This is a genomic window from Nonomuraea guangzhouensis, from assembly GCF_019396345.1.
Classification (GTDB): domain Bacteria; phylum Actinomycetota; class Actinomycetes; order Streptosporangiales; family Streptosporangiaceae; genus Nonomuraea; species Nonomuraea guangzhouensis.
Genome location: NZ_JAHKRM010000014.1, coordinates 294,888 through 321,787, shown reverse-complemented (window position 1 = coordinate 321,787; position 26,900 = coordinate 294,888). Strand labels below are relative to the sequence as shown.

General features: G+C 69.4%; 24 protein-coding genes. 16 read left to right on the top strand and 8 right to left on the bottom strand.

Annotation, left to right across the window (positions count from 1 at the left end; translation table 11 throughout):
- Window positions 1-18 precede the first annotated feature (18 nt).
- The 5 genes from KME78_RS29305 (at window position 19) to KME78_RS29285 (ending at window position 4,748) form a co-directional block, all read left to right on the top strand.
- The gene (locus KME78_RS29305) at window positions 19-1,824 is read left to right on the top strand and encodes an acyl-CoA dehydrogenase (RefSeq protein ID WP_219532587.1); all 1,806 of its coding nucleotides are present in this window, start codon (window positions 19-21) and stop codon (window positions 1,822-1,824) included.
- Between the two features lie 119 nt (window positions 1,825-1,943).
- Window positions 1,944-2,888, top strand: a complete 945-nt coding sequence (locus KME78_RS29300; protein WP_219532586.1) for an MBL fold metallo-hydrolase — start codon at window positions 1,944-1,946, stop codon at window positions 2,886-2,888.
- Window positions 2,889-2,955: 67 nt separating this feature from the next.
- A complete protein-coding gene (locus KME78_RS29295) occupies window positions 2,956-3,180 on the top strand; it encodes a hypothetical protein (RefSeq protein ID WP_219532585.1) in 225 nt (74 codons plus the stop codon).
- Window positions 3,181-3,246: 66 nt separating this feature from the next.
- A complete protein-coding gene (locus KME78_RS29290) occupies window positions 3,247-3,780 on the top strand; it encodes an RNA polymerase sigma factor (protein WP_219532584.1) in 534 nt (177 codons plus the stop codon).
- The gene (locus KME78_RS29285; RefSeq protein ID WP_219532583.1) at window positions 3,780-4,748 is read left to right on the top strand and encodes a CU044_5270 family protein; all 969 of its coding nucleotides are present in this window, start codon (window positions 3,780-3,782) and stop codon (window positions 4,746-4,748) included. Before KME78_RS29290 ends, KME78_RS29285 begins: the two co-directional genes overlap by 1 nt.
- Here KME78_RS29285 and KME78_RS29280 read toward each other — a convergent pair.
- Window positions 4,738-5,031, bottom strand: a complete 294-nt coding sequence (locus tag KME78_RS29280) for a Dabb family protein (protein ID WP_219532582.1) — start codon at window positions 5,029-5,031, stop codon at window positions 4,738-4,740. The two genes, KME78_RS29285 and KME78_RS29280, sit on opposite strands and share 11 nt — an antisense overlap.
- Before the next feature lie 4 nt (window positions 5,032-5,035).
- Window positions 5,036-8,290, bottom strand: a complete 3,255-nt coding sequence (locus KME78_RS64750; RefSeq protein ID WP_246652010.1) for a glycosyl hydrolase 2 galactose-binding domain-containing protein — start codon at window positions 8,288-8,290, stop codon at window positions 5,036-5,038.
- Between the two features lie 143 nt (window positions 8,291-8,433).
- Here KME78_RS64750 and KME78_RS29260 point away from each other — a divergent pair, with 143 nt between their 5' ends.
- From KME78_RS29260 to KME78_RS29245, 4 genes are read left to right on the top strand one after another with little or no spacing between them, the layout of a single operon-like run.
- Window positions 8,434-9,165 carry an NUDIX hydrolase gene (locus KME78_RS29260; protein ID WP_219532581.1) on the top strand — a complete coding sequence of 244 codons (732 nt, stop codon included), beginning with the start codon at window positions 8,434-8,436 and terminating at the stop codon, window positions 9,163-9,165.
- Entirely contained in the window at window positions 9,162-10,016 is an 855-nt protein-coding gene (locus KME78_RS29255; protein ID WP_219532580.1) for a molecular chaperone DnaJ, read from the top strand. Before KME78_RS29260 ends, KME78_RS29255 begins: the two co-directional genes overlap by 4 nt.
- A gap of 10 nt (window positions 10,017-10,026) precedes the next feature.
- Complete coding sequence (locus KME78_RS29250; protein WP_219532579.1) at window positions 10,027-10,962, top strand: hypothetical protein; 936 nt, start codon at window positions 10,027-10,029, stop codon at window positions 10,960-10,962.
- On the top strand, window positions 10,959-12,170 hold the full coding sequence (locus KME78_RS29245) for an adenylosuccinate synthetase (protein ID WP_308127176.1): 1,212 nt from the start codon (window positions 10,959-10,961) through the stop codon (window positions 12,168-12,170). Before KME78_RS29250 ends, KME78_RS29245 begins: the two co-directional genes overlap by 4 nt.
- A gap of 64 nt (window positions 12,171-12,234) precedes the next feature.
- On the opposite strand, the gene KME78_RS29240 is transcribed toward KME78_RS29245, so the two are convergent.
- Genes KME78_RS29240 through pdhA form a run of 3 tightly spaced genes read right to left on the bottom strand, consistent with a single transcriptional unit; the run spans window position 12,235 to window position 15,941 of the window.
- A complete protein-coding gene (locus KME78_RS29240; RefSeq protein ID WP_219532578.1) occupies window positions 12,235-13,797 on the bottom strand; it encodes a dihydrolipoamide acetyltransferase family protein in 1,563 nt (520 codons plus the stop codon).
- 11 nt (window positions 13,798-13,808) lie between these two features.
- Complete coding sequence (locus KME78_RS29235) at window positions 13,809-14,789, bottom strand: alpha-ketoacid dehydrogenase subunit beta (protein WP_219532577.1); 981 nt, start codon at window positions 14,787-14,789, stop codon at window positions 13,809-13,811.
- 60 nt (window positions 14,790-14,849) lie between these two features.
- Window positions 14,850-15,941 carry a pyruvate dehydrogenase (acetyl-transferring) E1 component subunit alpha gene (gene pdhA / locus KME78_RS29230; RefSeq protein WP_219532576.1) on the bottom strand — a complete coding sequence of 364 codons (1,092 nt, stop codon included), beginning with the start codon at window positions 15,939-15,941 and terminating at the stop codon, window positions 14,850-14,852.
- Window positions 15,942-16,168: 227 nt separating this feature from the next.
- Between pdhA and purS the strand changes: the two genes are divergently transcribed.
- The 4 genes from purS to purL all read left to right on the top strand — a co-directional run bounded on the left by purS (window position 16,169) and on the right by purL (window position 20,086).
- Window positions 16,169-16,414 carry a phosphoribosylformylglycinamidine synthase subunit PurS gene (gene purS / locus KME78_RS29225; protein ID WP_219532575.1) on the top strand — a complete coding sequence of 82 codons (246 nt, stop codon included), beginning with the start codon at window positions 16,169-16,171 and terminating at the stop codon, window positions 16,412-16,414.
- 222 nt (window positions 16,415-16,636) lie between these two features.
- Window positions 16,637-17,023: an ATP-binding protein gene (locus tag KME78_RS29220; protein ID WP_219532620.1), complete on the top strand. Its 387-nt coding sequence runs from the start codon at window positions 16,637-16,639 to the stop codon at window positions 17,021-17,023.
- Between the two features lie 136 nt (window positions 17,024-17,159).
- Window positions 17,160-17,837: a phosphoribosylformylglycinamidine synthase subunit PurQ gene (gene purQ, locus KME78_RS29215; RefSeq protein WP_219532574.1), complete on the top strand. Its 678-nt coding sequence runs from the start codon at window positions 17,160-17,162 to the stop codon at window positions 17,835-17,837.
- A 44-nt stretch (window positions 17,838-17,881) separates the two neighbouring features.
- The gene (gene purL / locus KME78_RS29210) at window positions 17,882-20,086 is read left to right on the top strand and encodes a phosphoribosylformylglycinamidine synthase subunit PurL (RefSeq protein WP_219532618.1); all 2,205 of its coding nucleotides are present in this window, start codon (window positions 17,882-17,884) and stop codon (window positions 20,084-20,086) included.
- A gap of 46 nt (window positions 20,087-20,132) precedes the next feature.
- Here purL and KME78_RS29205 read toward each other — a convergent pair whose 3' ends face one another.
- A complete protein-coding gene (locus tag KME78_RS29205) occupies window positions 20,133-21,023 on the bottom strand; it encodes a collagen-like domain-containing protein (RefSeq protein WP_219532573.1) in 891 nt (296 codons plus the stop codon).
- 223 nt (window positions 21,024-21,246) lie between these two features.
- On the opposite strand from KME78_RS29205, the gene KME78_RS29200 reads away from it, so the two are divergent.
- From KME78_RS29200 to KME78_RS29190, 3 genes are read left to right on the top strand one after another with little or no spacing between them, the layout of a single operon-like run.
- On the top strand, window positions 21,247-23,271 hold the full coding sequence (locus KME78_RS29200) for an adenylate/guanylate cyclase domain-containing protein (RefSeq protein ID WP_219532572.1): 2,025 nt from the start codon (window positions 21,247-21,249) through the stop codon (window positions 23,269-23,271).
- A 32-nt stretch (window positions 23,272-23,303) separates the two neighbouring features.
- Complete coding sequence (locus tag KME78_RS29195) at window positions 23,304-23,966, top strand: Crp/Fnr family transcriptional regulator (protein WP_219532571.1); 663 nt, start codon at window positions 23,304-23,306, stop codon at window positions 23,964-23,966.
- Window positions 23,967-24,012: 46 nt separating this feature from the next.
- A complete protein-coding gene (locus KME78_RS29190) occupies window positions 24,013-25,476 on the top strand; it encodes an MFS transporter (RefSeq protein WP_219532570.1) in 1,464 nt (487 codons plus the stop codon).
- Here the strand turns inward: KME78_RS29190 and KME78_RS29185 are convergent.
- Together KME78_RS29185 and KME78_RS29180 are read right to left on the bottom strand one after the other, a co-directional pair.
- A complete protein-coding gene (locus tag KME78_RS29185) occupies window positions 25,437-26,183 on the bottom strand; it encodes a methylenetetrahydrofolate reductase (protein ID WP_219532569.1) in 747 nt (248 codons plus the stop codon). The two genes, KME78_RS29190 and KME78_RS29185, sit on opposite strands and share 40 nt — an antisense overlap.
- Window positions 26,184-26,193: 10 nt before the next feature.
- Entirely contained in the window at window positions 26,194-26,847 is a 654-nt protein-coding gene (locus KME78_RS29180; protein WP_246652060.1) for a TetR/AcrR family transcriptional regulator, read from the bottom strand.
- Between the last annotated feature and the right edge of the window lie 53 nt (window positions 26,848-26,900).

Here is a 26,900-nt window from a genome sequence, read left to right as displayed (position 1 = left end):
TTCAAGGAGATCGACACCATGGGCCACTACAAGAGCAACGTCCGTGACCTGGAGTTCAACCTCTTCGAGGTGTTCGGGCGACGCGAGATCCTCGGCACCGGGCCGTACGCGGATATCGACGAGGACGTCGTCCGCGGCATTCTGGACGAGGTCAACAGACTGGCCACCGATGTGCTGGCGGAGTCGTTCGAGGAGGGCGACCGGCACCCGCCGGTCTTCGACGCCGCCACGAGCTCGGTGACCATGCCGGAGGGCGTCAAGAAGTCGTTCCGGGCGCTGGTCGAAGGCGGCTGGGCACACCTTGACCTGCCGCGCGAGCTGGGCGGCCCCGGCATCCCGCGGAGCCTGGCCTGGGCCACGGCCGAGATGATCCTCGGCGCGAACCCGGCGCTCTACATGTACGCCGCCGGCCCCAACTTCGCCTACACCCTGTGGGAGGTCGGCACCGACGCGCAGAAGCGCTTCGCCGAGCTGGCCATCGAGCGCGACTGGGGCGCCACCATGGTGCTGACCGAGCCCGACGCGGGCTCCGACGTCGGCGCGGGCCGCGCCAAGGCGATCCGGCAGCCCGACGGGACCTGGCACATCGAGGGCGTCAAGCGCTTCATCACCAGCGCCGAGCACGACATGTCCGAGAACATCTTCCACCTGGTGCTGGCCCGCCCCGAGGGCCACGGACCCGGCACCAAGGGCCTGTCGATGTTCCTGGTGCCGAAGTTCCACGTGGACCTGGAGACGGGTGAGCTGGGCGAGCGCAACGGCGTCTACGTCACCAACGTCGAGAAGAAGATGGGCCTGAAGGTCTCCACGACCTGCGAGCTCACCTTCGGCGACCAGCACCCGGCCATCGGCTGGCTGGTCGGCGAGGTGCACGAGGGCATCAGGCAGATGTTCATGGTGATCGAGCACGCCCGGATGATGGTCGGCACCAAGGCCATCGCCACGCTCTCCACCGGTTACCTGAACGCCCTGGAGTACGCCAAGAGCCGTGCCCAGGGCGCCGATCTGACCAGGATGGCCGACAAGTCCGCTCCCCGGGTGCCGATCACCCACCACCCGGACGTACGCCGCGAGCTGATGCTGCAGAAGTCGTACGTCGAGGGCATGCGCGCGCTGGTGCTCTACACGGCCACGTTCCAGGACGCCATCCAGATCGACCCCGGCGACCGGCACGCGCGCGACATGAACGACCTGCTGCTGCCCCTGGTCAAGGGCGTCGGCTCGGAGCGCTCGTACGAGCTGCTCGCCCGGTCCCTGCAGACGCTCGGCGGCTCCGGCTACCTGCAGGACTACCCGATCGAGCAGTACATCCGGGACGCCAAGATCGACTCCCTGTACGAGGGCACCACCGCGATCCAGGGCCTGGACCTGTTCTTCCGCAAGATCCTGCGGAACCAGGGCGCCGCCATCAACTCCCTGCTGGCCGAGATCAACGCCTTCGCCGCCTCCGATGCCGGGAACGGCCGCCTCAAGGAGGAGCGCAAGCTGCTCGCCGAGGCCGCCGCCGACATCAAGGCCATGGGCGACACGATGGCCGGCTGGGCGCTGGGCGCGCTCGAGACGCCGAGCGAGGTCTACAAGGTCGGGCTCAACACGACCAGGCTGCTCCTCGGCCTGGGCGACCTGGTGATCGGCTGGCTGCTGCTGCGCCAGGCCGAGATCGCGCTGGCCCGGCTCGCCGAGGGCGAGGACCCCTTCTACCAGGGCAAGGTCGCGGCCGCCTCGTTCTTCGCGACGACCGTGCTGCCCCGCCTGGCCACCGAGCGCCGGGTGCTCACCGCCACCGGCCAGGACCTGATGGACCTCCCGGAGGCCGCCTTCTAGACCCTCCTAAAGGATCCACCTCTGGATCCGCCTCCCGCTGAACGCCCGCTCCACTGTGGAGCGGGCGTTCTGCTGGAAAACGCTCTCTCAGAACGGCCCGCACGCGGTACGTTCGCGACATGAGTGCCTCTCACCACGATGACCGCTCCCTGCCGCCACCCCGTTTGGAAGAGGTCTCGTCAGGCATCTACGCCTACATCCAGCCTGACGGGAGCTGGTGGATCAACAACACGGGCTTCCTGGCCGGGCGGCGCGGGGTGATCTCCATCGACGCCTGCTCGACCGAGCGGCGGACGCGGACGTACCGGCGGGCCATCGCGGAGGTCACCGCCCGCCCGATCACCACGCTGATCAACACCCATCACCACGGCGACCACACGTTCGGCAACTACCTCTTCCCCGAGGCCACCATCGTCGCCCACGAGCGGACCCGCGAGCTGATCCTGGCCGAGGGCATCCCCGAGTATCGGACGTTCGCCTGGTCACCGGACGTGGAGTGGGGCCATCTGGAGGCGGTGGCGCCGTTCCTCACCTACAGCGACCGGGTCACGGTCTACTCCGATGACTTGCGGTGCGAGGTGCGGCATGTCGGTTTCGCCGCGCACACCACCAACGACTCCTATGTCTGGATCCCGGAGCGGCGCCTGCTGTTCGCGGGCGACCTGGCCTTCAACGGCGGCACGCCGTTCGTGCTGATGGGCTCGGTGACGGGCGGGATCGAGGCACTCGACCAGCTCAAGGAGCTGGGCGCGGAGACGGTCGTGCCGGGGCACGGCGACGTGTGCGGGCCCGAGGTCTTCGACCAGGTGCGCGGCTACCTGGAGTTCGTGCTGGTGACCGCCGAGCGCGGCAAGGCGGCGGGGCTGACCCCGCTGGAGGCGGCCCGTGAGACTGACCTGGGCGAGTGGGGCGAGCTGCTCGACGCCGAGCGCATCGTCGGCAACCTGCACCGCGCCTACGCCGAGCTGGACGGATTGCCCCGGGGCGGCCAGATCGACCTTGTCGCCGCCATCACCGACATGATCACGTTCAATGGCGGAAAGCCACTCTCCTGTCTCGCCTGAGCGTGTGATCACGCATACTCGGGTATGACCGAGGGCGTACGTGCTCTTTGCCGTTGTGGAGGTCGTCATGGGTGTCGGGGTCAGCATCTTCTTCCTCACGCTCGGCGCCATCCTGCGATTCGCCATCGAGCCGGACGTGTTCGGCCAGAGCGTGCACATGGACACGATCGGCGTCATCTTCATGATCGTCGGCGGGGTGGGCGTGGTCCTGAGCATCGTGCTGGCCCCCAGGCGGGGCAGTACCTCTGACAACCGGCTGATGCACCGCGAGAACAACCCGCCGGAAATCTAGTCGGAAGGGTCTTCCGGGAGCGGGTAATCACAGGTGTCCCTGTTCCCCGGCAAGGGAGACCCTTGCATGATCACATCTGTTGACGGAGCGGTCGCCGATCCCGAGCGGTTCGCCACGGTCTTCGACGCGCACTACGAGGAGATCCGCCGGTACATCGGCCGCCGCCTCGACCTCGACATCGCCGAGGACCTCGCCGCCGAGACCTTCCTCGTCGCGTTCCGCCGTCGCGACAGCTTCGACGCGGCCAAGGGCGGTGTCCGGCCATGGCTGTACGGCATCGCCACCAACCTCATCGGCAAGCACCGGCGGGCCGAGATGCGGCGCTACCGGGCGCTGGCCAGATCCGGGCCACCACGCGACGACGGTGGCCACGACCAGCGGGTCGTGGACCGGGTCGCCGCCGGGGTGACCGTTCAGAAACTCTCGGCCGCGCTGGCCGGGCTGTCGCGCGGCGAGCGCGACGTGCTGCTGCTCGTCGCGTACGGCGGGCTGATCTACGACGAGGTGGCCGCGGCGCTCGGCATCGCCAACGGCACCGTCGCCTCCCGGCTGAGCCGGGCCAGGACCAAACTACGTGAAGCGCTGGGAGTTGAGGTCTGATGCAGGAGTTCCAGCTCATCGACGACGTGATGCCGGACGTACCGCCGGCCGACTCGGCCAAGATGATGAGGATCCGGGCGCAGCTCGTGGATCGCGCCCCGCGCCGCCGCCTGCCCGGCTGGTCCCGGATGACGCTGGCGGCCGCGTCCGTGGCGTTGGTGCTGATCGGCGGGTTCGTGGTGGTGCCGGGACTGGGCGGGGGCCCGGATACGGCCACGAAGGTGCAGGACCCGGCCGAGGCGCTCGCCGCGGCGGCGGACCGGCTGGCCGCCCAGCCGCCCGGCGAGGGCGCCTGGTGGCGGCGCGAGATGGTGCAGATCACGAGGACGCCCGCCAAGGCCACCCCGAGCTACACCGTCGAGTATCGCAACCCTGAGGTGATGTGGATCAGCCGAGACGGTGTGCAGCGGATCAAGAAGAAGGATTTCACCGCCGCACTGGTGACGCCCGACGACGAGCAGGCATGGAAGGAGGCGGGATCGCCACCCTTCTGCGAATCCAAGAACGACTGTCAGATCGGCAGGATCTACTACGGGCCGGTAGAGCTGTCGGTGTTCAAGCCCGTGACAGGGTTGCCCACCGACGCGGAAGCGCTCGAGGCCGAGATGCTCAAGCGCTACACCGACCCCCAGGACGACCGGGAGACCTGGCTCTGGACCGTCGCCTGTCAGCTGCTGGAGGACGCCGAGATCACGCCGGGCACGCGTGCCGCGCTCTACCGGATGCTCACGAAGCTGCCCAACGTGCGGGTGGCCGACGGGGTCACGGACCTCGACGGACGTACCGGACTCGGGCTGTTGTTCAACAGCCCGCACGTACTGCAGCAGATCATCATCGACCGGGAGAGCGGCGACCTGCTGGCCATTCAGCGCACACCGATTCGGCCCGACGGCTCGCTGATCGGCGAGCTGGCCAACAGCAACGTGATCAAGAAGCTCGGGTGGACCGACGAGGCACCTAAAGAGTGAGCTGTAGGGCCGCCCGGCTCGCGATGATCGGCCTGATGTGTTCCGCGATCACCTTCTGGTGCTGAGGGTGATCGCGGTACACCAGGTAGTCGTCGACGTTGTCGAAGTCGGCGACCACTCCGAACTCGTGGTTGCCCTGGTTGATGCCCGCGTCGGCGTCCGCCGTGTAGGACCGGATCTCCGGGATGATCCCCGGTAGTTTGCGCAACTCTGTCGCGACCGTGGCCTTCTGCTCCTCGGTGGCGTCTTCGGTCCAGGTGAACAGCACGACGTGGCGAATCATGAGGTCAGCCTATCGAGATCCGGTCGACGTTCGGTCCGCCGTTGGCCGTGGTGGCGGTGGCTCTGATCTTGTTGGCTCCTTGGGTGAGGTTCACGGTGAGGGTGGAGGTCTGCCAGGTGTCCCAGTTGCCGGTGGCGTTGAAGTCGCGGTTGACCGCCGTGCCGCCGTTGACCGCGATGGCCATCGGCCGGTTCACCGTGGTGCCGTTGGCGTAGCGCAGCTCCAGAGTGACCGGTCCCGCCACGGGGGCGTTGACCGTCCACTCGACGTAGCTGCCGGTCACGTTGTCGTAGTTGACGAACCCGGTGCCCGTGTAGCCGTCGTGGTTCGACTCCGCCGCGCCCTGGGAGATCGTCGCGTCCTCGGCCTGGTAGACGACCGGGCCGCTGCCGGTGGTCTCGGTCACCGCGTTCGAGGCGTCCGAGGTGTTGCCGGCCGCGTCGCGGGCCTTGACCGTGAACGTGTACGCCGTGGCGGCCGTCAGGCCCGAGACCGTGGCCGTCGTGCCGGTGACCGTGGTGGCCAGGGTCGTGCCGTTGTAGACGTCATAGCCGCTCACCCCGGTGTTGTCGGACGAGGCGTCCCAGGCCAGCGTGACGCTGGAGGACGTCTTGGCGGTGCTGCGCAGGTTCGCCGGCGCGGTCGGCTTCTCGGTGTCCGGCGGGCCGGTCGGGACGGTGAGCGTCGCGGTGTTCCAGCCGGACACCCGGACGCTCGCCGCGCCGCTCAGGTCGGCGGCCCGGTAGGTGGCGGTCAGGGTCTTCGACTCGCCCGGCCAGAGGCTGATCGCGTTGTCCGACCACTGGATCGGCAGCACCGGCTTGCCTGACGCGTCCACGACGTGCGCGTCGAGCATGAACGCGGGGATCGCGCCCGTACCGGTGTTCTTGATCGTCACACTCACGTTCCCAGGGGACGGCGAGGTGGCGGTGGCGGTGATCGGGGCCTGGGCCAGGCTGTTGAGCCCGGTCAGGTTGGCGTAGCTGGTGGTCGGCACGTAGTACCAGTCGTTGTTGTCCCAGTCGATGACGTCGCTCGCCGTGGACAGCGCGTACACGTTGCGGTCGATCTCCTCGCCGCCCCGCAGCAGGCTCAGCCGTACGAGGTAGGTCGTGGACAGGCCGCTGATCGACGGGACGGTGACCGCGGTGGCCTTGCCGCCGTCGGCGGGGACGGTGACCGTGGCCGTGTTGGTGTACTTCGAGGTGCCGTCCATGTTGAACACGTCGGTCTTGACCATCAGGCCCGAGGCCGCCGAGGGGCCGGAGTTGACCACGACGACGGACTTGTTGTCGTAGGAGTACTGGACGTGCAGCGGCCTGTTCGCCTCACGGGCGCCCCAGTAGGAGCCGCCCTGGTCGAGGTAGTAGTCGAACAACTGCCAGTGCAGCGAGGACCAGCCGCTGTTGAGCATCCAGTAGATGACGCCGGTCGAGGGGTTGCTGGAGTCGGTGAAGTTGCGGCCGTACGCCTCGAACTGCGCGCGGACCGCCTCGTACTGGGCGAGCTGCGCCTTCTTCACGTAGTCCGCCAGGCTGGACGGCACGCCGTACCGGCCTCTGAGGGCGTTGTGATAGATCGTCAGATTGTTGAACGTGCTCGACGGGGAGCGGTGATACTGCGTCGCGCTCGGGCTCTGCCAGAGCGAGTTGATCTGCGCGGTGGTCATCATCCGCTTGAGCGAGTCGAGCGTCGGGACGTCCGGGCCCGCGCTGGTCTCGGAGTTGAAGCCGAACGCGCCGCCTTCGCGCTTGTTGTACCAGTAGTTCGGCGGCACCCACTCGTACGGGCCCGGCATCTTCAGGCCCGAGTTTCCCAGTTGCGGGCTGGACTTGTCCGAGGCCACGGAGACGATCGGCAGCGGCCACTCGGCGGCCGTCAGCGCGTCGAGGTAGTTGGTCTCCTTCTGGGCCGTCGGCGGGTTGTCGGAGCCGATCAGGAACGAGATCACACTGGGGTGGTTACGCAGCCTGGTGGCCTCCGCCTGCATCGACGCCTTGGCGATGGGGTAGTCGGCCGTGGCGAACGAGCCTTCCCACTTGTTGCAGCACTCCCAGCCGGGCATGGTCAGGATGCCGTACTTGTCGGCTAAGTCGTAAAGCTCGTCGGTGTCCAGGTGGCCTTCGACCCGGATGGTGTTCAGGCCGAGGTCCTTGACGTACCGGATCTTGTCCTCCAGGTAGCGCAGGTCCTTGCGCAGGAAGATGTCCGGTGACCAGCCGCCGCCCCTGATCAGGATCGACCGGCCGTTGATCTTGTAGAAGCGGCGGCCGCTGGCGTTCTTGGCCGACTCGACCTTGCGGACGCCGAAGCGCTGGGTCAGCGTGTCGCTCACCGCGCCACCGACGGTCGCCGTGAGGTTGAGGTCGTACTGCGGCTGGGCGCCCATCTGGTAGGGCCACCAGACCTGTGGGTTCGTCAGCGTCTGGCTGAACGTGATGCGCTTCGTCTCGTTCGCCGCGAGCGAGACGTTCTGGGAGAACGTGAGCGAGCCGATCGTCCCGCTGACCGTGGTGGTCACCGCGCTGCCGGTGCCGTTGCGTACGTCGGCCTTGATCGTCAGGTCGGCCCGGTCGAGCGCGGGCACGGCCAGGTTGGTGATCACGTGCGCGTCGCGTAAGGAGACGTCGGCGCTGCGCCTGATCAGCACGTCACGGAAGATGCCCGTGTTGTCGTCGCGCGGGACCTGCACCCAGTCGATCCAGCCGATCGTCAGGTGGTTGTTCGGGTTGTTGGCGTTGACGCGGAAGGCCACCGAGTTGACGCCCGGGTGGACCAGCGCGGTGACGTCGCGCTCGTGCCGGGTGTAGGCGCCGGCGACCTGGGCGGCGGTGGCCACCTGGGTGCCGTTGACCCACACGTCGGCGCTCGACATGACGCCGCTGAAGTCGAGGAACGTGCGTAACCCGGTCTCGGAGCCGAGTGTGAAGTCCGAGCGGTACCACCAGGGCACGTCGAAGTCGGCGGTCGGGATCGACTGCATGTTCGTGGAGAAGAACGGGTCGGAGTAGACGTTGTTCTCCAGCAGCCCGGCCAGGACGGTCGAGCGCGGGCCGACCGGATACCAGCCGGAGGCCGCGTAGCCGGGGGTGGAGATCGCGGTGCCGGAGTCCGACACCTTGGCGGATGACTGGATCTTGTAGCCGGACAGGGCTGTGGAGGAGGCGGTCGCCGCTGGTGCGGCCAGGGCGACACCTCCAGCGCTGACCAGCAAAGTGCAGGTCCAGAGCAGGATGAGGATGAGCCGGGAGCGGGCCATGGGTCCTCGCAAGCTCGATCGAGTTTGTTAATAAACCTTCTTAACAACTAATCGCGATCTCGTAAATGCCCAAATTTCTGGACATCTCGGAGCGGGCTGGTTATTCTCAGGTCGAGATTGACTCACTGTGAGAAGGACGTGGGATGGAAGATTTCCTGGCCGGCTACGACCCGCGGCGGTACGCACCGGTCGCGGTGACGGTCGACGTGGTGGCGCTGACCATCCGCGACCGGCGGCTGCACGTCCTGATCGTGGAGCGCGGCGTCGAGCCGTACGAGGGCGCCTGGGCACTGCCCGGCGGCTTCATCCGGCCCGACGAGGACCTGGCCGAGGCGGCGGCACGCGAGCTGGCCGAGGAGACCGGGCTGGACACCGCGCCCGCGCACATCGAGCAACTGGCCAGCTACGGCGGCCCCGGCCGGGACCCGCGGATGCGCGTGGTGTCGATCTCGTACCTGGCCTTCGCCCCCGACCTGCCCGACCCCCGGGCGGGCACCGACGCGGCGGCGGCCGTGTGGCATCCGGTCGACGACGTGCCGCGGCTGGCCTTCGACCATCAGCGCATCCTGGCCGACGGCGTGGAGCGGGCCCGGTCGAAGCTGGAGTACACCCCGCTGGCCACGGCCTTCGCCGGCGACACGTTCACGATCTCCGAGCTGCGGCTGATCTACGAGAGCGTGTGGGGCACGCCGCTGCACGCGGGCAACTTCCACCGGAAGGTGCTGTCGGTGCCCGGGTTCGTGGAGGGCACCGGCGAGACCACGCAGACCGGCGGGCCCAAGGGCGGACCGCGGGCCAAGCTGTACCGCGCGGGCGACGCCCGGCTGCTGCATCCCGCCCTGCTGCGGCCCTCACGGGAGGAGGAGATCCGGTGAACGCCGAGGAGGCCGCGTCGATCGTCACAGGGGCGCGTTCGGCCGCCGACCTCTTCGCGGGCGACTCCCCCGCGCGGGTCTACCGGCGCCTGGCCCGGTTACTCCACCCGGACGTGTCTCCGGGGACCGCGGCGGCGTTCGCCCGGCTGGCCGAGCTGTGGTCCGACTACAACCACGGTCAGCGGGTCGGGCCTCATCGGATCGGGCCGCTCCTGCATCGGGGCGGCACCGCCGTCCTGTACCCGGCCGACGGCGACGCGCTGCTCAAGCTGCCGCGCGACCCGGCCGACAACCACCTGCTGGTGCGGGAGGCCGCCGCACTCACACAGATCGCCTCGGACGCGGACCCGCGCTTCCTGCCGTACATCCCCCGCCTTGTCTCGAAATTTCGGCATAAAGCCGGGCGGACCGTACGGCAGGCGAACGTCCTCAGCCGGGCACCCAGCGGCTTCGTCACCCTGACCAGGCTCGGCAGCGGCCTCGACCCCCGGGACGTGGCCTGGATCTGGCGGCGGCTGCTGGTGGCCACCGGCCTGGCGCACCGGGCCGGAGTCACGCACGGCGCCGTGCTCCCCCGCCACGTACTCGTCCACCCCATCGACCACGGACTCGTCCTCGTCGACTGGTGCGCCTCGCAGCTCACCAGCGCCTCGAAGGACGCCTCGGACGACGTCCTGGGCGTCACCCGATGCGTCGCCGGACTGCTCGGCGACCACCCCCGGGCGATGCGCGCCTTCGTCCACGGCTGCCTGCGGCGCCCGCCCTCCGACGCGTGGGCGCTGCTCGCCGAACTCGACGAGCTCCTCGAAGACCTTTACGGGCCGCGTACCTACCGGCCCCTTCACCTCTAAGGAGAAGATCATGGGCAGCGGAATCTGGTCCACCGACGTCTACAGCTCGGCCGCCCGCTACCGGGCCGCCACCGGCGCCAGCGCCTTCGCCTACAGCGACAGCGGCGCCTCCACCACCCACCCCGACCTCGACCCGTTCGGCGTCACGCGGGAGTGCCGCGACTCCGACGAGCACCCGGACTCGCTGGCCGTCGCCGTGCTCTTCGACGTCACCGGCTCGATGGGCCACGTCCCGCGCACGCTGCAGGCCAAGCTGCCCGACCTGCTCGGGCTGCTGCTGCGCAAGGGGTACGCCACGGATCCGCAGATCATGTTCGGCGCGATCGGTGACGCCACCTGCGACCGGGCACCGCTCCAGGTCGGGCAGTTCGAGTCCGACAACCGCATGGACGAACAGCTCGGCCAGATCCTGCTGGAGGGCGGGGGCGGCGGCCAGATGTCCGAGTCGTACGAGCTGGCCATGTACTTCATGGCCCGGCACACCTCGATCGACTGCTACGAGAAGCGCGGCAAGCGGGGATACCTGTTCATGATCGGCGACGAGCTGCCCTATCCGCGGGTCAGCGGGAAGGCCGTCAGCAAGCTGATCGGCGGCCCGCGCCAGCGCGACATCGACGTCGCGACGATGGTCGCCGAGCTGACCAGGAAGTACGACGTCTACTACATCCTGCCCGCCGGGGCCAGCTACGCCGGGAACGCGAAGGTGCTGGGCACCTGGCGCGACCTGCTCGGCCAGAACGTCCTGGAGCTCGACGACCTGGACGCGGTCTGCGAGACGATCGCCCTCACGATCGGGCTCGGCGAGGACGCCATCGGCCTCGACGAGGGCCTCGACGACCTGGCCGGGCTCGGCTCACGCGCCGGCGCCTCGGTGTCGAAGGCGCTGGCCAAGCTCGACCGCGGCACCCTGGTGGTGTCGGAGCCGCTCGACGGGCTGGACGCGTGAGCGAACACGCCATCTCAGAGCCGCTCGACGGGAGCGAACACGTCATCGTCGCCGACCTCGGGTACGGCGACGCGGGCAAGGGCACCGTCGTGGACTGGCTGTGCGCCACCCGGCCGGTCCACGCGGTGATCCGCTTCAACGGCGGCGCGCAGGCGGCGCACAACGTGGTGCTGCCGGATGGCCGGCACCACACGTTCGCGCAGTTCGGCTCGGGGACGTTGCGGGGTGTGCCGACGCATCTGTCGAGGTTCGTGGTGGTCGATCCGCTGGCGCTCTCCGCCGAAGCCGCCCATCTGGCCCGGCTCGGCGTGCCGGATCCGTTCGGGTTGCTCACGGTCCACCGGGATTGCCTGCTGGCCACGCCGTACCACATCGAGGCGGGCCGCCGGCGGGAGCTGGCGCGCGGGGCTGAGCGGCACGGGTCGTGCGGGATGGGCGTCGGCGAGACGATGGCGTACGCGCTGGCGCACGGCTCGCTCGCCCCGCGCGCGGGCGACTCTCCCGCGACGCTGACCCGCAAGCTCGGCGTGCTGCGGGAGGCGCTGGGTGTGGACGGGCCGCCGGTGGCGGACTGCGTGGCGGCCTACCGGGGGTTCGCGTCGCGGGTCCGGCTGGTGGATTCGGCTGATGACCTGCTCAGGCGGGGGCCGGTGGTGTTCGAGGGGGCGCAGGGGGTGTTGCTGGACGAGAACCACGGGTTCGACCCGTACACGACCTGGAGCACCACGACGTTCGCGAACGCGCAGGAGCTGCTGGGCGGGGCCGGGGCCGTCCGGCTCGGCGTGCTGCGGACCTACACGCCGCGGCATGGGCCGGGGCCGCTGGTCACGGAGGACCCCACGCTGGAGCTGCCGGAGCGGCACAACGGCACGGGGCCGTGGCAGGGGCCGTTCCGGGTGGGGCATTTCGATGCCGTGGCGCATCGGTACGCGGTGGAGGCGGCGGGGGGTGTCGACGGGCTGGCGCTCACGCACCTGGATGCGCCGGTGTCTCGGCTGTGCCAGGCGTACGAGGGGTTTGAGACGGGCCTCCAGGTCGGGGGCGGTGCCGCGCTCACCGCTCGCCTGTTGCGGGCCAAGCCGGTGTACGGCGATGCCGTCACCGACTGGCCCGCGGCGGTGGCGGACGCTCTGGGCGCGCCCGTCTGGGTCGGGTCATACGGCCCGACCTCGGCCGACAAGCGGGTCCTCACGCCCACTTTCGGTTAGACAAGCGGACCCTTGGTTGGACGAGCGGGTCCCGCCCTAGGTCAGGCGGGCGGGTCGCCGTCGGTCAGCTCCAGGCGAGCATGCGGAGGGGGTCCTCCAGCATGGCGCCGACGTCGCGCAGGAACAGCGACCCCAGCTCGCCGTCCACGATCCGGTGGTCGAAGGAGAGTGCCAGTGTCGTGACCTTGCGCACCGCCAGCTCGCCGTCCACCACCCACGGCATGTCCCTTATCTGACCGAAGGCGAGGATGGCGGCCTCGCCCGGGTTCAGGATCGGGGTGCCGGTGTCGACGCCGAACACGCCCACGTTCGTGATCGTGATCGTGCCACCCGACATCTCGGCCGGTTGGGTGCGGCCCGCCCTGGCGATCTCCGTCAGCCGGCCCAGTTCGGCGGCCAGGTCGGGGAGGGACAGCTGGTGGGCGGACTTGATGTTGGGGACGACGAGACCGCGTGGGGTGGCCGCGGCGATGCCCAGGTTGACGTAGTGCTTGACCACGATCTCCTGAGCGGCCTCGTCCCACGAGGAGTTGATCATCGGATACCGTCTGACGGCCGTGAGCACCGCCTTGGCGACCAGGAGCAGCGGCGAGACCTTGACCTCGCCGAAGTCCGGGAGAGTCCGCAGCCGCCGGACCGCGTCCATGGTCTCGGTGACGTCGAGCTGCAGGAACTCGGTGACGTGCGGGGCGGTGAACGCGCTGGCCACCATGGCCTGGGCGGTCATCTTGCGGACGCCCTTGACGGGGATGCGCTCCTCGCCCTGCTGGGGGGCCGCCTGAGTCGCCTGAGGGGCGGGCCCCGCCGCAGCGGCGTGGACGTCGTCCCGGGTGATCGAGCCGTGAGGGCCCGAACCCGCCAGGCCGGCCAGGTCGACACCCAGGTCCTTGGCCAGCTTGCGGACCGGCGGTTTGGCCAGGACGGCGACCTGCGACGGACTGAGGTCCGTACGGGCCGCGCCGCCTCCCACGGGACCCTGGGCCGCGCCGTCCTCCACGGGGCCCCGCGTCGCGCCGAGCTCCGCAGAGCCGCGTCCCGCCGGGCCCGCGCCAGGCGCGGTGGAGACCTCGATGCGGGACGGGTTCGCGACCGGAGCGGCCGGGATCACCGGCGGCTGGTCGGAGCCGGAGGGCGTGTCAGGGCGGGCTTTGCGCGGGCGGCGTTTGGTGGTGCCGGTCTTGACGCCGTAGCCGACCAGGACCGCCTGGCGTTCCTCCTTGGGCGCGGGGCTGCCGTGGGCGCCGGGTTCGACGGCTCCCTCGGCCGGGGGGCGCGGGACCAGGTCGTCCGCCAGCGCCTCGATCCGGCCGGCCTCGTCTCCGGAAGCGGCGGCCGCCCGGCCGGAGGTGGCGGAGGTGTCGGCCGGTTGGCCGGCGGTGTCGTCCGCCTCGTCCGTGTCGACGGCGATGATCGGCAGGCCGACGTCGATCGTCTGGCCCTCGTCGGCCATCAGGCCGGAGACCACGCCGTCCCAGGGGATCGGCAGTTCGACGATGGACTTGGCCGTCTCGATCTCCACGACGATCTGGTTGACCTTGACCGCGTCGCCGGCCTTGACGTGCCAGCGGACGATCTCCGCCTCCGTCAGGCCTTCGCCGACGTCGGGGAGCTTGAATTCACGTCGCATGAGGCCCCTCCTCAGTAGCCGAAGGCACGGTCGACGGCGTCGAGCACTCTGTCCAGGTCGGGCAGGTAGTGCTCCTCCAGCTTCGACGGGGGGTAAGGCGTGGAGAAGCCGCCGACGCGCAGCACCGGCGACTCAAGCCGATAGAAGCACTGCTCGGTGATCCGGGCCGCCAGCTCGGCGCCGAAGCCGCTGTTGACCGGCGCCTCGTGCACCACCACGGCCCGGCCGGTACGGCGTACCGAGTCCATGACCAGCGGCGCGTCGAGCGGGTTGAGCGAGCGCAGGTCGATGACCTCGACCGAGCGCCCGTCGGCCTCGGCGGCCGTGGCGGCCTCCAGGCAGGTCTTCACCATCGGGCCATAGGCGATCAGCGTGATGTCGGTGCCCTGGCGCACGGTCCGGCCCCGGTCGAGGGGCGTCCACCAGTCGGTGTCGACGGTGTCGACCTCGGCCTTCTCCCAGTAGCGCCGCTTGGGCTCGAAGAAGATGACCGGGTCTTCGCAGCGGATGGCCTGCTGGATCATCGTGTAGGCGTCGGCCGGGTTGGAGCAGGCCACCACGCGCAGCCCGGCGGTGTGCGTGAAGTACGCCTCGGGGGACTCGCTGTGGTGCTCGACCGCGCCGATGCCGCCGCCGCAGGGGATGCGTACGACCACGGGCAGCTTGATCGCGCCGAGCGAGCGCATCGGCATCTTGGCGAGCTGGGTGATGATCTGGTCGGCCGCGGGGAATACGAAGCCGTCGAACTGGATCTCGCACACCGGCCGGTAGCCGCGCAGCGCCAGACCGATCGCGGTGCCGATGATGCCCGACTCGGCCAGCGGGGTGTCGATGACCCGGTCCTCGCCGAAGTCCTTCTGCAGGCCGTCGGTGACGCGGAACACGCCGCCGAGCTTGCCGACGTCCTCGCCCATGATGAGGACCTTGGGGTCGTCCTCCATGGCCTTGCGCATGCCCTCGTTGAGCGCCTTGGACAGGCTGAGCACGCTCATGACGCCTCCTTCGTCGGCGGCATGAGAGTCATGCTGTGCTTATTGGTTCGCTCGCTTCGCTCACTCACTGAAGCCCTCCAGGTAAGCGGCGTACTGGGCGCGTTCCTCGTCGATCAGCGCGTGCGGCTCGGCGTACACGTGGTCGAAGATGTCGAGCGGTTCGGGGTCGGGCATCGCCAGGCAGCGCCTGCGCAGGTCGGCGCCGAGCTGGTCGGCCTCGCCCTCGACCGAGTCGAAGAAGGCCTGGTCGGCGAACTCGTTCTTGAACAGGTACGCCTTGACCCGCTCGATCGGGTCCTTGAGCTTCCACGCCTCCAGCTCGCTCGCCACGCGGTAGCGCGTCGGGTCGTCCGTGGTGGTGTGGGCGCCCATCCGGTACGTGAACGCCTCGATGAGCACCGGGCCCTGGCCTTCGCGGGCGTTCTTGAGCGCCTGCTTGGTCACGGCGAGGCAGGCGAACACGTCGTTGCCGTCGACCCGGATGCCGGGGAAGCCGAACCCGGAGGCCCGGCGGTAGAGGGGGATGCGGCTCTGCTTCTCCAGCGGCTCGGAGATGGCCCACTGGTTGTTCTGGCAGAAGAACACGATCGGCGCGTTGAACACGCTGGCCCAGACGAATGACTCGTTCACGTCGCCCTGGGAGCTGGCGCCGTCGCCGAAGTAGGCGATCACGGCCGCTGTCGCGTCGTCGCGCTGGACGCCCATCGCGTAGCCGACAGCGTGCAGGGTCTGGCTGCCGATCACGATCGTGTACAGGTGGAAGTTGTGCTCCTTGGGGTCCCATCCACCATGGTTCACCCCGCGGAACAGGCCGAGCAGCTTCACCGGGTCGACGTCACGGCACCAGGCCACTCCGTGCTCACGGTAGGTGGGGAAGGCCATGTCCGCGTCGGTCAGCGCCCGGCCGGAGCCGATCTGCGCGGCCTCCTGGCCGAGCAGCGACGCCCAGATGCCGAGCTCGCCCTGCCGCTGCAGCGCGACGGCCTCCAGGTCGATGCGCCGGACGAGCACGAGGTCGCGATAGAGGGACCTGACCTCTTCTGGCTTGAGATCGATGTCGTAGTCGGGATGCTCGACCCGCTCACCCTCGGGGGTGAGGAGCTGGACGAGCTCCGGGGGTGCTTGCGCACCACGAGAGGCGTCGAGTGTCACGTGCCACTCCTGTGCGGTCAGGGCCGGGGTCGATGGGGTTGCCACCTTAGGCCAGCCTTTCGAGCGTCGGACCATGTGGTGGTGGTTCGTACGCGTTTGGGGACATCGTGGCAGACGTCACAGCCCTTCGCGCAAGCCCCCATCCCCTCCCACTTCCCGTTGTGTTGCCTGCCACACGCGCCGGTAGGCTGGCTTTCCCAACTCCCGCCGCATCCAGGAGGAACGCAGTGGCGCGCGTCATCGTAGACGTCATGCTGAAGCCCGAGATTCTTGATCCGCAGGGCCAGGCCATCGCCCGCGCACTGCCCAGGCTGGGCTTCTCCGGAGTCGCAGCCGTACGCCAGGGCAAGCGCTTCGAGGTCGACCTGGAGGGGCCGGCCGACGAGGCGGCACTTGCGGACGTCCGAAAGATGGCCGAGACCCTGCTGGCCAACACCGTCATCGAGGACTACACCGTGCGCGTCGAACCGTAGAACGGCACATTTGACGCCTGGAAATACCCGCGACCGGCTAAAGTCCGGTTCGGGCGTGCCACAATGCCACGAGCTTGCCAACACTAAATAACAACAACGTGATTTTGCGGTTAGCCCCGATTTCACGGGGAAACCTACTCCAGGTGACATTCCGGAGCCCGGAGGAGTCCGGTGGATATTGAGTTCTCGTTGGCGCTGCCCCGGGATGCGATCGGCATACCGATGGTCAGGCGAGTGCTGGGAGATGCGATGCGTTCGCTCAACGTGAGCGAGGCGTGCATCTCCGACATGCTGCTCGCGGTCTCCGAGGCGTGCTCCAACGCGGTACGCCACGGCGGCCCGGCCAACCGTTACGAGGTCACGGCCTCGATCGGCTCCGGCCGCTGCGATGTACGCGTCGTCGACAACGGCGTCGGCATCCCCTCGATGCCCCTGACCTTTCCACCCCCCGACACCGAGAACGGCCGCGGCCTGCTGATCATGCGCTCGGTCGTGGATGAGATCTCCTTCGGCATCACTCCCGGCCGTGGCACCACGGTCCACCTCCGCAAGACCCTCGCCTGGGAGGAAACGGCGAACCGCCGCTCCCGCGAGCTGGCCGCGGTCTAGCCGAACTCTCAACCCCGCAACGGGCCGTCCCGACGGCCCGTCTCCAGGCGTGTGTGCGTGACGCCGTTGAGTGGCATGGACGAGCACCAGATAGCCTTGCTGTGCACACCACGAAACGCTGGAGGAGACGCAAGACATGAGCGCCCGCGTGGGGGTAGTCACCTTTCCAGGAACTCTCGACGACCAGGACGCCGCCAGAGCGATCAGACTGTCCGGCGCGGAAGCCGTTCCGCTGTGGCACGCCGACCATGACCTCAAGGGTGTGGACGCCGTCTTCCTGCCCGGCGGCTTCTCCTACGGCGACTACCTGCGGTGTGGCGCCATCTCCCGGTTCGCCCCGCTGATGCGGGAGCTCGTCCCGGCCGCCCGCGAGGGGCTGCCCGTGCTCGGCACGTGCAACGGCTTCCAGATCCTGTGCGAGGCGCACCTGCTGCCGGGCGCGCTGACCCGCAACGCGTCGCTGCACTACGTCTGCCGTGACCAGCGGCTGCGCGTCGAGTCGACCGGCACGCCCTGGACCAACTCGTTCGAGCCCGGCCAGGAGGTCGTGCTGCCCATCAAGCACGGTGAGGGCCGCTACGTCGCCGACGCCGAGACGCTCGCCGCGCTCGAAGCGGACAACCGGGTGGTCGTGCGCTACCTCGGCAACCCCAACGGCTCCCTCAACGACATCGCCGGCATCCGTAACGAGGCGGGCAACGTGGTCGGTCTCATGCCGCACCCCGAGCACGCCGTCGAAAACCTGGTCGGCGCGCCGAGCACGGACGGGCTCGGCTTCTTCACCTCCATCCTCAAGAAGCTGGTGAACGCGTGAGCACCGACAGCGTCAAGCGGGCCGTCGAAACACCCGCCGAGCCGATGCCGTTCGCCGAGCTGGGGATGAAGCAGGAGGAGTACGACCGGGTCAAGGAGATCCTCGGCCGTCGTCCCACGGGCTCCGAGCTGGCCATCTACAGCGTCATGTGGTCCGAGCACTGCTCGTACAAGTCGTCCAAGGTGCATCTGCGGCAGTTCGCCACCAAGGCCCCCAAGTCCGACGCACTGCTCGTCGGCATGGGCGAGAACGCCGGCGTCGTCGACATCGGCGACGGCTGGGCCGCCACCTTCAAGATCGAGTCGCACAACCACCCGTCCTACGTGGAGCCGCACCAGGGCGCCGCCACCGGCGTGGGCGGGATCGTCCGCGACATCATGTCGATGGGGGCCCGCCCGATCGCGGTCATGGACGCGCTGCGCTTCGGCGGCGCCGACCAGAACGACACCCGGCGCGTGCTGCCCGGCGTGGTCGAGGGCATCAGCAGCTACGGCAACTGCCTGGGCCTGCCCAACATCGGCGGCGAGGTCGTCTTCGACCCCTGCTACATCGGCAACCCGCTGGTCAACGCGCTCTGCGTGGGCCTGCTGCGCAAGGACCAGATCAAGCTGGCCACCGCGCCGGGGCCGGGCAACAAGGTGGTGCTGTTCGGAGCCTCGACCGGGCCCGACGGCATCGGCGGCGCGTCGGTGCTCGCCTCGGCGACCTTCGAGGACGAGTCGCACGCCAAGCGGCCCGCCGTGCAGGTGGGCGACCCGTTCATGGAGAAGCTGCTCATCGAGTGCTGCCTGGAGCTGTACGCGGCCGACGTGGTCGTGGGCATCCAGGACCTCGGCGCGGCCGGCGTCTCGTGCGCGACCACCGAGCTGGCCGCCAAGGGCACCGGCGGCATGCACGTCGACCTCAACCTGGTCCCGCTCCGCGATCCCTCGCTCAAGCCCGAGGAGATCCTGATGAGCGAGTCGCAGGAGCGGATGATGGCCGTGGTCCGGCCGTCGGACATCTCGGCGTTCATGGCGATCTGCCAGAAGTGGGATGTGCCGGCCACCGTGATTGGCGAGGTCACCGACACCGGCCGGCTGGTGATGACCTGGGACGGCGAGACGATCGTCGACATCCCGCCGGGCACCGCCGCCGACGACGGCCCGGTCTACGAGCGGCCGTTCCACGAGCCCGCCGGGCAGCCGGCGCTCAACGCCGACACCCCCGACCGCCTCGAGCGGCCCGCCGACCTGCGCGCCACCCTCCTGGAGCTGCTCGGATCGCCGAACCTGGCGTCGAAGGAGTGGGTGACCTCCCAGTACGACCGCTACGTCCGGTCCAACACCGTGCTCGCCCAGCCCGCCGACGCCGGCATGCTGCGCATCTCCGAGATCATGGCCGGGGCCGAGCCGACGACCAGGGGCATCGCCCTGGCCACCGACGGCAACGGCCGCTACGCGCGGCTCGACCCCTACGCGGGCGCCCAGCTCGCGCTGGCCGAGGCCTACCGCAACGTCGCCGTCACCGGGGCCCGCCCGCTGGCCGTGACCAACTGCCTCAACTTCGGCTCGCCCGAGGACCCCGAGGTCATGTGGCAGTTCGCCGAAGCCACACGCGGGCTCGCCGACGCCTGCCGGACCCTCGGTGTGCCGGTCACCGGCGGCAACGTCTCCTTCTACAACCAGACCGGCTCGATCCCGATCCACCCGACACCCGTCGTGGGTGTGCTCGGCGTGATCGACGACGTGGCCAAGCGGGTCGCCACCGGGTTCGTCGCCGAGGGGCTGCGCATCGCGCTGCTCGGTGAGACGAAGGACGAGTTCGGCGGCTCGGAGTGGGCGCACGTCGCCCACGGCCACCTCGGCGGCCTGCCGCCCGAGGCCGACCTCGCGGCCGAGCAGGCCATGGCCACCGTGCTGGTGGAGGCCGCCGCGCTGGGGCTCGTCGAGGGCTCCCACGATCTGTCCGACGGTGGCCTGGCCATCGCGCTGGCCGAGTCCTGCCTGGCGCGGGGCATCGGGGCGACGGTGTCGCTGAGCGGCGACGCGTTCACCGACCTGTTCAGCGAGTCGTCGGCGCGCGCGCTGGTGGTGATCCGGCCGGAGGCGTTCGACCGGTTCGCCGCGCTCTGCGCCGACCACGAGGTGCCCTGCTACGGCCTCGGCACCACCGGCGGCACGTCGCTGGTGGTGGAGGGGGTGCTGGAGGTGCCGGTCGCGGAGCTGCGCGAGACGCACTCCGGCACGCTGCCCGCGCTGTTCGGCTGAGGTTTCGCGCGAGGGCCGGTGATCGCACCGGCCCTCGTTCGGTGTGTCAGGACTTCTTGAGGCAGACCACGTAGACGGTGCCGCTCACGCCGTGGTTGCCGCTGCTCTGGGTGGCCACGTTGTTGTTGTCGTCCTTGACCGCGGTGACCGACCAGCCCGACCCCCCGTTGGGGGCGCTGCTGGTGACGTTGCCACCGCCGTTGATGGAGAAGCCGCCGCCGGTCGCGACGTCGCCGCTGGTGCAGGAGACGGAGCCGCTGCCGGAGCTGAAGGAGTTCGAACGGGTGTAGGTCGTGTAGGTGATGCCCTTACCGTCGACGCCGTCCTTGCCGTCCTTGCCGTCCTTACCGGGCAGGCCGTCCTTGCCGTTCTTGCCGTCGGCGCCGTCCTTGCCCGGGAGCCCGTTCTTGCCGTCGGCGCCGTCCTTGCCGTCCTTACCGTTCAGACCGTCCTTGCCGTCCTTGCCATCGGCACCGACCTTGCCCGGCAGGCCGTCCTTGCCGTCCTTGCCGTCGACGCCGTCGGTGCCGTTCTTGCCGGGCAGGCCGTCCTTGCCGTCGGTGCCGTTCTTACCCGGAAGGCCGTCCTTGCCCGGCAGGCCATCCTTGCCGTTCTTGCCGTTCTTACCGGGGAAGCCCTGCCTGCCCTGGAGGCCGGTGTCACCCTTCGGGCCCTGCGGGCCGGTGTCGCCCTTGGTGCCCTCCGTGATCGTGGTCGTCGACTGACCGCCGCCACCGATCACCATCCGGATCTCCGTCTTCTTGCACGGAGTGGTGGGGTTGAGGATGCGGACGTACCGCGACTTCTTGTGCACGCAGGCGTACACCTCTCCCGCCGACGACGCGGTGGCGACTCCGCCGACGGCGAGGAGCGACACGGCCAGTGCGCCGACAGTGGCGAGGGTGAGCGTGCGCCCACCGCGAATCTTGATAGCCACGGGTTTCCTCCGAGGAACGTGTGTTGCTCAGGGTGAGCATGAGAATCACGTTTCAAACGTTCCAAGGGATGACAAGAACTACATAACGTGTTCATCACGCGACAATGCGTATGACGCTACTTGACGAGTCATGAAAGTCGGCTGTGGGGAAAAGGACGCAGTCGTAGGCCCTGTCGGCCGTGGATAATCGGGACTGTTCGGGGGCGCACGTACTCCACGGAGGATGACCTTGCCGACCGCCAGTCCCTACCTCCCTCCTGCCACGCAGCCGGTGCGCGGGGTGGTCTGGGCCATCCATCTGGTCCTGCCGCTGCTCGGCCTCTGGCTGCTGCTGGCCCAGGACCACCTCAACATCATGTGGGAGCACCACTCCAGCCACTTCTGGATGATCATCGCGGTGGCCGGCCTCAACGTGGTGCTCGGCACCATGATCAGCGAAGCGTCACGCAGACGGCAGGACGCCCGGCTCTTCCTGGTCTCCATGGTGTTCCTGGCCAGCGCCGGGTTCTTCTTCCTGCACGGCATGGCCACGCCGCAGATCATCCTGCCCACCGGATCGATGGGGTTCGACCTCGGGCAGCAGGTCGGGCTCACGATCGCCTCGGCGTTCGCGTTCGTCTCGGCCTTTCCGCTGGGCGAGCGGGCGGCGGCGACCGTACTGAAGTCCCAGCACGTCATCCGGGGCGTGCTCTTCGGGTTCATGATCCTCTGGGGAGTGGCCTCGCTGGTCCCGGGGCTGACGCCGCTCAGCGAGCCACCGCTCAAGGAGCCGGTCGACTGGCTCGTCTGGTTGTCGCTGCCGGGCCTGGGCCTGTACGGCGCGGCCAGCGTGATGATGTTCCAGCTGCACAGGCAGCGGCCGTCGGCCATGCTGGTCAGCCTGATCACCGCCTACGCGCTGCTCGCCGAGGCCATGATCGCCGGGATGTCGCAGCTCAACTGGCACCTGTCCTGGTGGGAGTGGCACTTCCTGCTGACGCTGGCCTTCGTCTTCGTCGCCTACAGCGCGTACCTGCAGTTCATGCGTGAGGGGTCGAGCGCCGGGCTGTTCGACTCGGTGGCGCTGTCGGCGACCGTGGCCCGCATCCAGCGGCAGTACGACGAGGTCCTGGAGGAGTTGGTCGAGCACGTACGGCGCGGCGAGCCGCTGGCGGCGACCCGGCTGTCGGGCAAGTTCCGGCTCACCGAGGGGCAGACCGCGATCCTCGACCGGGCCGGCGAGGCGCTGGCCAGCGAGCGCGAGCTCTCCCAGCGATTGGGCGCTCTGGTGGCGGTGAGCGCCCAGACCCGCGTGCACCTGTCCGAGACCGACCTCCTGGCCTCCGCACTGGAACGCGTCCGCCAGGCGTACGGCGACGTGCGGATCGGCCTGGTCGCCGACGGCAGGACGCAGATCGGCTCGCGCGAGTACGAGTTCTCCGGCGACGCCCCGATCAGGCGCGACAACCTGTTCGCCTTCCCGCTGACCGTCAAGGGCCACCTGGCGGGCGTGCTGGAGGTGCCGGTCGGCCGCACGTCGCAGGACGAGGCGCTGGCCGCCACCCTGGCCGGGCAGCTCTCGATCTCCCTCGAGAACGCCCGTCTCTACCAGGAGCTCAACACCCTGTTCCGGCAGTACATGTCGCCCGACGTGGCCGCCGCCCTGCTCGCCGACCCCGCCCAGGCGGCGCTCGGCGGCCAGATGAAGGAGCTCACCGCGCTCTTCGCCGACCTCAAGGGCTTCACCACGTTCTCTGAGCGGGTCACGCCCGGCGAGATCGTCGAGATGCTCAACCGCTATCACACGGCCGCGGTGCCCTGCATCCTGACCAACGGCGGCACGATCGTGCAGTTCGTCGGCGACGCGCTGCTCGCCCTGTTCAACGCCCCGGCCACGCAGACCGGCCACGCCAGGGCGGCCTGCCGGGCGGCCCTGGCCATGCAGGAGGCCGCCGCCGAGGTGGCCGAGGAGATCGCCTGGAAGCGGGAGGACGCGGAGGCGTGGCCGACGTTCCGCGTCGGCGTCAACACCGGTCCCGCCCTGGTCGGCAACATCGGCAGCCCGGAGCTGCGCGGCTTCAACGCGATGGGCGACTGCGTGAACGTGGCCGCCAGGCTGCAGGGCCTCGCCGAACCGGGCACGGTGGTGATCGGCGAGACGACCCGCAGGCAACTGGGTGCCGGCGTCACGGTGAACTCTCTGGGCAAGCTGAGCCTCAAGGGCAAGGAAGAACTCGTGGGTGCCTACGTTCTGACGTCCTTGACCTAGATGGGCGGTGTTCGTACCGACATAATCGGCGCATGAACCCAGATCCCGGCGAGTTCCTCTCCATGCTCACAGCCGACGAGGTCGAGGAGATGCGCACGGCGGGACGCCCGCGCAGGTGGGATCGCGGAACGACCGTGATGAGCGAGGGCGACACCTCCGACTGGGTGCTCGTGCTGACCGAGGGCCGGGTGAAGGTGTCGTCGCACACGAGCAGCGGCACCGAGGTCGTCCTGGCCGTACGGGGGCCGGGCGCGCTGCTCGGCGAGATGTCGGCCATCGACGGCTCCCCGCGTTCGGCCACGGTCACCGCGCTGGAGCCGATCGCGGGCATGGTGATCCGCGACTTCCCCGCGTTCCTGCAGGAGCACGGGCGCATCGCCGTACTGCTCATGCAGCTCGTCACGGGGCGGCTGCGCGACGCCGACAGGAAGCGGATCGAGTACGGCGCGTTCGACACCACGGGCCGGGTGGCGACCAGGCTGATCGAGCTGGCCGAGCGTTACGGCGAGAAGACCAACAGCGGCGTACGCGTGGCGCTGCCGCTCTCGCAGGACGAGCTGGCCGGGTGGACCGGGGCCTCGCGCGAGGCGGTCAGCAAGGCGCTGCGGACGCTGCGCGACCGTGGGCTGATCGAGACCGGGCGGCGGCGCGTGGTGATCCACGATCTCGAAGGGCTGCGCAAGCGGGCCAGGTGACCACCTGCGACAAATCGGACGTACGTCGTACGTCATAGTGGAGGGCATGGTCGCGGTCTCCCCCGATTACGACAGCCGTCTCCGCTATGCCTGGCGCGTGTGTTCCGTGACGAGCCTGGGGCTCGTCCTCATCGGCATCGCCGGCAGCACGCTGAACGTCGCGCTGCCCTCGGTGGTGCGGCACTTCCACGCCGGCGCGTTCGAGTCGGGCTGGATCCTGCTGTCGTTCCTGCTGGTCAACACCGCGAGCCTGGTGTTCTTCGGGCGGGTGGCCGACCTGCTCGGCAGGCGGGAGATCTACCTGACGGGGTTCGCGCTGTTCACCGTGGCCTCGCTGCTGGCCGGGCTGTCGCCGGGCGTGTGGTTCCTGGTCGCCATGCGCGTGCTGCAGGCGATCGGCGCCGCGATGATCCTGGCCAACGGCACGGTCATCATCACCGACGCGTTCCCGCCCGACCGGCTCAGCCAGGGCATGGGCGTCTACATCGGCACCCTGTCCGTGGCGCAGCTCGCCGGGCCGACGCTGGGCGGCCTCATCGCGGAGACGGCCGGCTGGCAGTGGATCTTCTGGGTGAACGTGCCGGCCGGCCTGATCGCTCTGACCTGGGGCGCGGTCGTCCTGCGCAAGATGCCCCGTGGCCCACGCGAACCGGTGGACGCGCTGGGCAACGCGCTGCTGTTCGGCGCGCTCTCGGCCGCGCTGATCGCCCTGTCCGAGGCGGGCTCGGCCGGGCTGTCGAGTCCCACCGTGCTGATCGGGGCTGCGGTGTTCGTGGTGCTGGTGCCGCTGATCGTACTGGTGGAGCGCCGGGCCGCGCATCCGGTGCTCGACCTGCGGCTGTTCGGCGGGCGGCTGCTGGCCTTCGCGAACCTGGCCTCGTTCTGCAATGCGCTGGCCCGCGCGGCGCTGATCCTGGTCGTGGCGCTGTACTTCCAGGCGGCCAGGGGCGTGGACGCCTTCACCGCCGGGCTGAGCGTGCTGCCGGTGCCGGTCGGCATGGCCCTGGCCTCGCCGCTCGCGGGCTCGCTGAAGATCTCCCCGTACTTCCTGTCGATCGGCGGCACGCTGATGAGCGCCCTGGGCCTGGGCATCCTGATGCTGACGGCCGACCCCGCCACGCCGTACTGGATCATCGGGGTCGGTCTGTTCGTGGCCGGGTGCGGGAGCGGCACGTTCCTGACCGGCAACACCACGCAGGTCATGCGGGCGCTGCCGCGCGGGAGCCTGGGGGTGGTGAACGGGTTCCGGGTGATGATCATGAACGTGGGGATCGTGATCAGCGTGGGCGTGTCCCTGAGCGTCCTGGCAGGCTCGGTCGGCCCGGTCGAACGGGCCCAGGTGTACGCGGGGACACTGGCCAAGCTGTCGCCGGTGGCGGTGGGGCAGGTGATGCACGGGTTCGAGCGGACGTACGCGCTGCTGTTCGCCGTCGCCCTGACCGGCACGTTGTTCGCCTCGCTGGCCCGGTCTCAGAGCGCGGCGGCCAGCCTCGATTCGACGTCGCGGTAGCGGCTGACCGGGATCAGGTGGACGCCGTCGAAGGCGCCTGAGTCGCGGATGGCCAGGACCTGCTCGCAGGCCGCCGCCACGCCCGCCATGCGGTCGGCGGCCACCGCGCGGATCAGCGGGTCGGGGATGGCGATGTCGGGGATGGCGGCGGCCAAGGCGCGGGCGTGGCTTTCGCTGGCCAGGACCATCACGCCCGCGTAGACCGGCACGTCGACCTGGTTGGCCTCGCGCCAGCGCAGCAGGGCCTCCAGCGAGAAGCCGACCTGGAGGAACAGGAAGTCGGCCGCGCGCTTCCAGGCGGGCAGCGGCCGCAGCCCGGCCGCCGCGCCGACGCGGAACCCGCCGTCGAAGTCCCTGGCCTCGTCGATCATCGAGCGCACGGTCAGGTCACTGGTCCGGCCACCGCTGGCCGGCTTGTCCCCGTAGACGAACAGGAACTGGTCGACCCCATAGGCCGCGGCCGTCAGCAGATCGCGCCGGAACCCGAGCAGGTTGCGGTCACGGGAGTTGAGGCAGGCGATGCTCCGCCCGCCCATCGCCTCGACCTCGTGCGCGACGGCCACGCTGGACACGGTCGCCCGGCCGATGTGGTTGTCGGGGATGAGGAACGAGTGCGCGATCTTGCTCATCGTGCCGATCTGGTGCCGGACGTGCTTCAGATCAGGTTTCGTAGGGGGTTCGATCTCGCAGACCAGCTCGAATGCCATGATCGGCACTCTAACGCTTGGCCGCCAGCGCCTCCACGCCGCCGACCACCAGGTCCACGCCGAACGAGTCGTAGAAGTCGGCGGTCATCCCCTCGACCATCGGGCCCGCCATCTCCACCAGGTTCGGGTAATTTTCGGCCGGCAGTGACTGCAGGTTCAGCCGCTTCACCCGGACGATCTCGGCGATCTCCTCGGCGGTGTGGCCGGAGCGGAAGTGGACCGGGGCGTCGGCGATGGAGATGGCGCTCTGCAGCAGATACTTGGAGATCAGGCAGCACTCCTCCACGCTGAACCCCGCCGTCCGTGCCAGGCCGAGGGCCTCGTCCCAGACCGCGAGGAAGCTGGGCACCGCGCCCTGGTCCACCTGCTCCAGCACGTTCTTCGCGCAAGGGTGGGTGCGCAGGACCCGGACCAGGCCCTCGACCAGCTCCCGCAGCCGGTCGCGCCACGGGCGGTCCTCGCCGCCCTTGACCACGAAGTCCAGGATCAGGTGGTCCGCCATGCCGATGAGCAGCTGGTCCTTGTTCTTGAAGTGCCAGTAGAGGGCCATCGGCGTCACGCCCAGGTCGGCCGCCAGGCGTCTGATCGTCACGGCGTCGAGCCCTTCGGTGTCACCGATCTCCAGGGCCCGCTCGACGATGGCCCTCGCGGTCAGTTTTCCCATCACGGTTGACAACTATACGCCGTACAAGTTCACTATACGACGTACAAGTACGA

Bases quoted from the DNA above. Each gene is read 5' to 3' on its own strand.
- KME78_RS29280 (WP_219532582.1), bottom strand. From the start codon at position 5,031: ATGATTCGCCACGTCGTGCTGTTCACCTGGACCGAAGACGCCACCGAG.
- KME78_RS29290 (WP_219532584.1), top strand. From the start codon at position 3,247: ATGATCACATCTGTTGACGGAGCGGTCGCCGATCCCGAGCGGTTCGCC.
- purL (WP_219532618.1), top strand. From the start codon at position 17,882: ATGCCGTTCGCCGAGCTGGGGATGAAGCAGGAGGAGTACGACCGGGTC.
- KME78_RS29220 (WP_219532620.1), top strand. From the start codon at position 16,637: ATGGTCAGGCGAGTGCTGGGAGATGCGATGCGTTCGCTCAACGTGAGC.
- KME78_RS29295 (WP_219532585.1), top strand. From the start codon at position 2,956: ATGGGTGTCGGGGTCAGCATCTTCTTCCTCACGCTCGGCGCCATCCTG.
- KME78_RS29240 (WP_219532578.1), bottom strand. From the start codon at position 13,797: ATGCGACGTGAATTCAAGCTCCCCGACGTCGGCGAAGGCCTGACGGAG.
- KME78_RS29260 (WP_219532581.1), top strand. From the start codon at position 8,434: ATGGAAGATTTCCTGGCCGGCTACGACCCGCGGCGGTACGCACCGGTC.
- KME78_RS64750 (WP_246652010.1), bottom strand. From the start codon at position 8,290: ATGGCCCGCTCCCGGCTCATCCTCATCCTGCTCTGGACCTGCACTTTG.
- KME78_RS29235 (WP_219532577.1), bottom strand. From the start codon at position 14,789: ATGAGCGTGCTCAGCCTGTCCAAGGCGCTCAACGAGGGCATGCGCAAG.
- KME78_RS29285 (WP_219532583.1), top strand. From the start codon at position 3,780: ATGCAGGAGTTCCAGCTCATCGACGACGTGATGCCGGACGTACCGCCG.
- KME78_RS29190 (WP_219532570.1), top strand. From the start codon at position 24,013: ATGGTCGCGGTCTCCCCCGATTACGACAGCCGTCTCCGCTATGCCTGG.
- KME78_RS29200 (WP_219532572.1), top strand. From the start codon at position 21,247: ATGACCTTGCCGACCGCCAGTCCCTACCTCCCTCCTGCCACGCAGCCG.
- KME78_RS29300 (WP_219532586.1), top strand. From the start codon at position 1,944: ATGAGTGCCTCTCACCACGATGACCGCTCCCTGCCGCCACCCCGTTTG.
- KME78_RS29250 (WP_219532579.1), top strand. From the start codon at position 10,027: ATGGGCAGCGGAATCTGGTCCACCGACGTCTACAGCTCGGCCGCCCGC.
- KME78_RS29180 (WP_246652060.1), bottom strand. From the start codon at position 26,847: ATGGGAAAACTGACCGCGAGGGCCATCGTCGAGCGGGCCCTGGAGATC.
- KME78_RS29195 (WP_219532571.1), top strand. From the start codon at position 23,304: ATGAACCCAGATCCCGGCGAGTTCCTCTCCATGCTCACAGCCGACGAG.
- KME78_RS29185 (WP_219532569.1), bottom strand. From the start codon at position 26,183: ATGGCATTCGAGCTGGTCTGCGAGATCGAACCCCCTACGAAACCTGAT.
- KME78_RS29305 (WP_219532587.1), top strand. From the start codon at position 19: ATGGGCCACTACAAGAGCAACGTCCGTGACCTGGAGTTCAACCTCTTC.
- purQ (WP_219532574.1), top strand. From the start codon at position 17,160: ATGAGCGCCCGCGTGGGGGTAGTCACCTTTCCAGGAACTCTCGACGAC.